Here is a 7,340-nt window from a genome sequence, read left to right as displayed (position 1 = left end):
GGTAGAAAATGAGGTAGGAATGGGTTTTGACCAAACATCTGCTACTACAACCGAAATTTTATCTGCTAAACCCGCCCCTACAAGAAACCCGTCCCTATGCCTAAATTTCCCTCTCTGGGTACTTGTGGAAATCGCGCTAGACTCAATAACTTGAAACAGTGGTTTTTGGGAATACAACTAGCGAGAACATGCAGTACGTATTAAAAGATGACCCCCTTTGGTTCAAAGATGCCATTATCTACGAAGTGCCTGTACGCGCCTTTGCCGATAGTAATAGTGATGGGATCGGTGACTTCCGGGGGCTGACGGAAAAACTCGATTACCTCCAAGACTTAGGCGTTACCGCAGTTTGGATACTACCATTCTTTCCCTCACCACTCAGAGATGATGGTTACGATATTGCCGATTATAAGAATGTTAATTCAATTTACGGTAATTTAGATGATTTTCGCGAATTTTTGAAAGCCGCCCACCAACGGGGCATTCGCGTCATTATAGAATTGATCGTCAACCATACTTCCGACCAGCACCCTTGGTTTCAAAGAGCGAGACGTGCGCCTAAAGACAGTCCAGAACGAGATTTTTACGTTTGGAGTGACACGCCGGAGAAATACCAAGAAGCGCGGATTATCTTCCAAGATTTTGAAACTTCTAATTGGGCTTGGGACCCAGTAGCTAAAGCTTACTACTGGCACCGCTTCTACTCTCACCAGCCCGATATTAACTACGATAATCCAGCCGTGCGAGAAGCCGTGTTTGACGTGCTAGATTTTTGGTTGGGTATGGGTGTTGATGGGCTGCGGATGGATGCCGTACCTTATCTCTACGAACGGCAGGGAACGAACTGCGAAAATTTAGATGAAACTCATGTTTTCCTCAAACAACTCCGCCAGCGGGTAGATGCCAAATTTCCTAACCGAATGCTGCTAGCTGAGGCAAATCAGTGGCCCGAAGATGCAGCAGAATATTACGGAAATGGAGATGAGTGTCACATGAACTTCCATTTTCCGCTAATGCCGCGCTTGTTCATGTCGCTGCGGATGGAAGATAGCTTCCCCATTTTTGATATTTTGCAACAAACGCCAACAATTCCCGATAACTGTCAGTGGGCGTTGTTTTTGCGCAACCATGACGAACTCACGCTAGAAATGGTGACGGATGAAGACCGAGATTATATGTATCGAGTCTACGCCCGCGATCCAGCAATGCGGTTGAATTTGGGAATTCGTCGCCGTCTCGCACCCCTACTCGGAAACGATCGCCGTCAAATCGAATTACTCAACAGTCTGTTACTCTCCCTTCCTGGCACTCCCGTACTCTACTACGGCGATGAGATCGGCATGGGAGATAACGTATATATAGGCGATCGCAATGGCGTGCGGACACCGATGCAGTGGAGTTCCGATCGCAATGCTGGTTTCAGCCGCGCCAATCCGCAAAAGTTATACTCGCCTGTGATTATTGATTCAGAATATCACTACGCCGCCATCAACGTTGAAGCACAACGGGCTAATACCAATTCTCTCTGGTATTGGATGAAACGCTTAATTGCCACCCGCAAGCGTTTCCAAGCCTTCGGACGCGGTAGTTTTGAATTACTACATCCAGAGAACCGCAAAGTGCTTACCTTTACGCGCACTTATCAAGGCGAACATATTCTAGTGGTGGCAAATCTGTCTCGCTTCGTGCAAACAGTGGAACTGGATTTATCAGCTTTTAAAGGTACGACTCCAGTAGAAATTTTTGGTCGCACGGAGTTTCCAGCGATTGACGATCGCCCCTACTTCCTCAGTATCAGTCCCTATACCTTTTATTGGTTTAGCTTGAGTGCGAAACCAAGTGAAATTCAACCAGTCAAACCTCAAGCAGAGTTACCGACATTGGTTGTCAACAACAAGTGGCAAAATATATTTGCCCAACGAGATTTAAGAGTCAGACTAGAAGCTATACTGCCAGAATACCTTTCTACTTGTTCCTGGTTCAATCCTAAAACTCGGATAATTCAAGCGGTACAAATCGCCGAAGTTATTGCCATCCCCTACAAAAATACCGAAGCCAGAGCCGTTTGGTTGCAGGTAGATTACGTGCAGGGCGATCCAGAAACTTACTTGATGCTGCTGGCTTATGCCGAGGGAGAACAAGCAACACAGACTTTAACAGATAACCGCAGTGCGATCGTCGCTAATTTGTTGGTGCAAGGGAAAGATAAATTCGGCGTATTATTTGAAGCCACCGCAGATAAAAGTTTTCTTGCCTCGTTGATTGAGGCGATCGCCTGTCAGCGACAGTATAAAGGTATGGCAGGGGAACTCATGGCAAGTGCTACCGATCTCTATCCTCAAGCGAGTCACAACGGTAAAAAACCTCTAGAACCGACAGTATTAAAGCAAGAACAGGGCAAGACTTTTATTGTCTACGAGGGATTGGGTGCTAACGGTGCTAACCCCAACAACCATCTCGTACTCAAACTCTTCCGCCAGCAAGAAGAAGGAATTAACCCAGATCTCGAAATTCGCCGCTTTTTGGGCGAGAAAAAACGCTTGCAACACTTTGCCCCATTAGTAGGAGCGATCGAATATCACCGTCCGTCAACAACACCAGTTACGGTAGGGATATTACAGGAATACATCCGCGATACCCGTAGTGGTTGGGAATATACCCTCGATAGCCTGCGAGATTACTTTGAGTTAGTCACAACACAACATGCAGAAATGACTGAGATCCCCATACCTGGGGGAAATCTGATCGATATGGGGAGTCGGGAGTCGGGAGTCGGGAGTCGGGAGTCGGTAGGGGCGATTGGCAGTGCGCCTGTACTGGGGACTCAGGAAGAAGAGTTCGAGCCATTTTCTTTGGCTAATCGAACCATCGGTTCTTATTTAGACAGCGCTCAAATTTTGGGACAATCGACAGCAGAACTGCATATCGCCCTTGCTGCTGATGGCGACAATTCTGGATTTACTCCAGAACCATTCTCGACATTTTACCAACGTTCCATTTACCAACAAGCCCGCAATCTCGCGGGACAAGTCCTCATCGTTCTCAGACAACGTTTAAAAACGCTGACACCACACGCCCAAGAATTAGCTCAAGATGTCCTGAATCGCCAAGAGCAAATCATGGAGCGCTTTGGACTGATCCTCAACCAAAAAATTACTGCTATGCGGACTCGCTGTCATGGCGATTATCATTTGGGACAAGTACTCTATACGGGTAAAGACTTCATCATCTCCGATTTTGAAGGAGAATCGGGACGCAGTTTAAGCGATCGCCGGATCAAACGCTCTCCTTTGCGCGATGTTGCCAATATGTTGCAGTCTTTTCATTACGCTGCTAACGTTGGACTGCGCAACGAAATTGAAAGCGGAATGCTTCGTACAGAGAATTTACCCGTCATGCAGCAATGGGCGCAGTTTTGGTCTACCTGCGTCGGTGCGGCTTTCCTCAATTCATATCTGGCGATCGCTTCTCAAGACTCTTTCTTACCCAAAACCAAGACTGAGTTACAAGTTCTGCTAGATGCTTACCTCTTAGAAAAAGCAATCCACGGCTTGGGCTACGATCTCAATTCCCGCCTCGACTGGGTAGAGATCACCTTGGGGCGGATTTTGCAACTGTTGGATACTTAAGGTTTTTTCTAGCAATTCCTGTAGTAGGGGCGCACATCTGTGCGCCCCTACTACTAGTTGCTGAATTATCCGCTCGATTTCCATTAGTGCGTCTCTACTGCAAATAAAAATTGATAAAACTTGATATTAATTTTTTAAAGAAAGACGCTTCACGCAGCTTTTGATAGATTTTTAATGTAAAATCATCGCAATCTCAGCCTTACGGTCGTTGCTCGAAGAATAATCTTATCGGGCGATCGCAGTCGATAACAGGAGCGTAAATGCTGCTACGAGTACACTTAGGTGGCGATCGCTAACATCATACAAATATAAGTATCACAACAAGCAAGCTATAAGAAGCTATAAGTTATATGAAACTAGCAAAGCCAGAAGATTTACAAGTTTTAGAGCGAATTCTATACCAACGCTTGCAAACTGAGTTTTCTCAAGTCGATCGCCTGAAAGTCGGTTGCGCGATCGGCGACGACGGTGCTTTAGTGATTTTGAGCCAACACCCACCACAAGTCAATCTCAATACTGATAAAACTTTTACTGCAATTGGGCAGGCTTTACAGTCTCTACGTCCTCAAGCAGTTCAGTCGGTCAGGGTTTATTTGAGAGAGGCGGGGCAAAAACAAATTTACGCTCAACACGATATCACTTTAGAACCAGTGGAGGTGGCTCCTGACTCTCAGGTGATATTAAATGAGCCTTCCCCCATTATTTCAGAAACAACCGTCTCTCCACCCGAGACAGAATTATCTCCGCCTGTGGTGCAGCCATTCTCAGGCGATCGCAGCATCGTAGATGAACCGCCAGCACCCCCAATTCCTACAGTAGAAGAGCCACTACCAGCTAGTCACGTCATTGAAACACCACCTGCGCCTTTTGTTCCTGCCGTAGAAGAGTCAGAGCCGCCCACTAGCCCTGTTGTCATTGAAACACCACTGGCAACTACGACAGAACAGCCACTAGCAGCCAATAACATCGATTTATCGACTAGCGATCGCACTCCGGCAGCACCAGCAGCACCAGAATTATCTTCTCCTACAGAAGCAGCAGAACCGTCAACAGAAGATGAGGCTGAAATTACTGCTGGCGATTCCATAACTGAGACGAAGAGCGATCCCATATCCTCCCCACAACCATTAAAGCCTCCAGTCGAGGAACCTCAAATCAAGGAGGCTCCGGCAGCAGAATCTACGCCTGTTGTCAATCGAGAAGATGTACCCGTCGAAACGTCAAGTTTAAGCCCAGCAACTTCTTCACCGGAAACGTCTAGCGAAACCTGGCGATCGCGATCTTTCGAGCAACGGTTAGAAACAATCGCTAAGCCTGAACCAGCAACTCAAGCAGAATCAACAGCAGAATCAACAGCAGACTCCACTACAAACATCAATACAGCTACACTTCCCTACCCTGTCTTACCCTTACAGCGATTGCCGAAAGCAGCCAAGACAAAAATTCCTCGGGCGGCGCTAATTGCTGGAGGTGGAGTCGCAATCGTAGCATTCTTTAGCAGTGCATATGTCTTATCTAGCCCCTGTACGATTGGTAGGTGTCAGCAGTTCGCAACAGCAAAGCAGTTATATCAAGAGTCAAATCGAATCGTACAAGGAGCCAAGCAGCGATCGGAATTAATTGATGCTGAAAAACAACTGCAAGACGCAAATAACCTACTCAAACAAATTCCACCTTGGTCGAGCCGCCACCAGGAAGCACAAAATTTTTCCAGTACGATCGCCAATCGAGCCACTAATATAGATCGAGTGCTGGCGGCGTTGGAAGAAGGCGATACAGCAGCAAACAAGCTGAAACAACCCATCCGCTCTTTGGAAGATTGGCGCGCCATCCAAGCCTTGTGGCAAAGAGCGATCGCCTCTTTATCTGCGGTTCCTAAAGATAGCGATCTATATCCCTTAGCACAGAAAAAAACTACTGAGTACCGAGGCAGCTTGCAGGCTGTAGAGCAGAAAATGCAAGCGGAGCAACAAGCATTTCAAAAATTTCCCCAAGCGCAAAGTTCAGCGCAGGCAGCACAACAACAGCAACTAACGGCGCGATCTTTACAAGCTTGGCAAATAGTTCGTACCAATTGGCAAAACGCAGTAGATAATCTGAGCTCGATTCCGCAATCGAGTACAACTTACCAACAAGCACAGCAACTACTCGCACAATATCGCCCTCAACTTCAAGCAGCTAGCGATCGCGTTGCCAAAGAAACAATATCCACCAAAGCATTTTCCCAAGCAGTAAACTCCGCCGAACTTGCCGAACGGCAAGAACAACAAAATCAATTTGCTACAGCTCAAACCAACTGGAGACAGGCTTTAATCTTCGCTCAACAGATTCCTAGTGGGACTCAGTATTACGACCGAGCGCGATCGCTAATTAATACTTATACCGCGAAGCTCGAACAAGCTAACAGCAACCTGCAAGGCGCTAATCTCACCCAAAAAGTTCGCGCCGACCTCGATCGCGCTTGCTCCGGTAGAATTCGGGTATGTAGATACAAGTTAGATAACAAACAAATCTTCGTTCAGTTGACTTCTAGCTACGAACAGGCTGTCGAGAAAACATTTATCAACGCCAGACTCAGGGCTGACTCAAAAGCTCAAGCTGATATTGCGACTCAATATCGCACCCTCAAGCAAGTTCTCGAAGGCATTAGCAACGCGACTCGCCTACCCCTACAAATTTATGCTTCTGATGGCGGGCAAATGCATTCTTATACACCTAAGAACGTGAGTAGCGAGCAGTGAGTTGTGGTAATGGGTAATGGGTAATTGGTAGTTGCTCCCTTGTCCCCCTTGTCCCCCTTGTCCCAATGCGTGAATTTTGAATTTTGTCCCCGACTCCCGACTCCCCAATTCACCGAACCAACTGCGCGGCGGAATTGAAAAATTGGCGACAAAGCCCTTGGGTAACGAGAATTGCTGTGGCTAAGTTAGTGAAGGCAAGCATGAACATGACTAAAATTTGGTAGGATGCAGCATCGAGGGGACTCACGCCGCTGAGAATTTGTCCTGTAATGATGCCTGGAAGGGTAACGATACCGATGACCATCATTTGATTCAGGATTGGAATTAACCCAGCGCGGATAGCATCTTTACGGTACTGAGCTACAGCTTGTTGGGGTGTCGCACCTAAACTTAAATGAGTCTCAATCTCTAGCTGGCTGGCATTAATTGTACTGACAAGACGCTCCCCCGCGATCGCCGCCCCATTAATCGCATTTCCTAGAATAATTCCCGCCAAAGGAATGATATATTGCGGTTCGTACCACTTCTGCGGTTGAACGATCAGCAGGTTGACATAGCTTAAAGTAAAAGCCGTGCTGACAAATATTGAAACCCAAACTAGCGGTAGCAAGCGAGGAATCTTTTTGCCAATCCGGTTGCGAGACACTACAGCCGCAATTGTCAGCATCACCAGCACTACCGCTAGCACTGCCCAAGGGTTATCTAGCCGAAAAATAATATCTAAAATCGCTCCTACAACGAACAGTTGCAAGATCGTTCTTACCGTCGCGATCGCCAAACTCCACTCTAAGCCCAAACGCTGCCCAGCCGATAGCCCTATTGCGATCGCCATCAGCGCTACAGCCAGAACAAAATCTACTAAATCGAGTCTAATTAGAGTGTCCATAGTGAGGAGTGAGGAGTGAGGAGTGAGGAGTGAGGGGACAAGGGGGACAAGGGAGACAAGGGAGACAAGGGAGACAAGGGAGCC

General features: G+C 47.2%; 3 protein-coding genes. 2 read left to right on the top strand and 1 reads right to left on the bottom strand.

Going from position 1 to position 7,340, the window contains the following annotated elements; genetic code table 11:
- Nucleotides 1-188 precede the first annotated feature (188 nt).
- A complete protein-coding gene (treS, locus tag C7Y66_RS19320) occupies nt 189-3,629 on the top strand; it encodes a maltose alpha-D-glucosyltransferase (protein WP_106546821.1) in 3,441 nt (1,146 codons plus the stop codon).
- 350 nt (nt 3,630-3,979) lie between these two features.
- Entirely contained in the window at nt 3,980-6,370 is a 2,391-nt protein-coding gene (locus C7Y66_RS19315) for a hypothetical protein (protein WP_106546820.1), read from the top strand.
- A gap of 109 nt (nt 6,371-6,479) precedes the next feature.
- Here the strand turns inward: C7Y66_RS19315 and fetB are convergent, their stop codons facing one another.
- Nucleotides 6,480-7,256 (bottom strand): iron export ABC transporter permease subunit FetB, encoded by a 777-nt coding sequence (gene fetB, locus C7Y66_RS19310; RefSeq protein WP_106546819.1) that lies wholly within the window; start codon nt 7,254-7,256, stop codon nt 6,480-6,482.
- Nucleotides 7,257-7,340 lie beyond the last annotated feature (84 nt).

This window comes from Chroococcidiopsis sp. CCALA 051, from assembly GCF_003015105.1.
GTDB lineage: Bacteria > Cyanobacteriota > Cyanobacteriia > Cyanobacteriales > Chroococcidiopsidaceae > Chroococcidiopsis > Chroococcidiopsis thermalis.
Note: the sequence above shows the minus strand (reverse complement) of the source record. Positions and strands in the feature narration are given on the sequence as shown.

Bases quoted from the DNA above. Each gene is read 5' to 3' on its own strand.
- treS (WP_106546821.1), top strand. From the start codon at position 189: ATGCAGTACGTATTAAAAGATGACCCCCTTTGGTTCAAAGATGCCATT.
- C7Y66_RS19315 (WP_106546820.1), top strand. From the start codon at position 3,980: ATGAAACTAGCAAAGCCAGAAGATTTACAAGTTTTAGAGCGAATTCTA.
- fetB (WP_106546819.1), bottom strand. From the start codon at position 7,256: ATGGACACTCTAATTAGACTCGATTTAGTAGATTTTGTTCTGGCTGTA.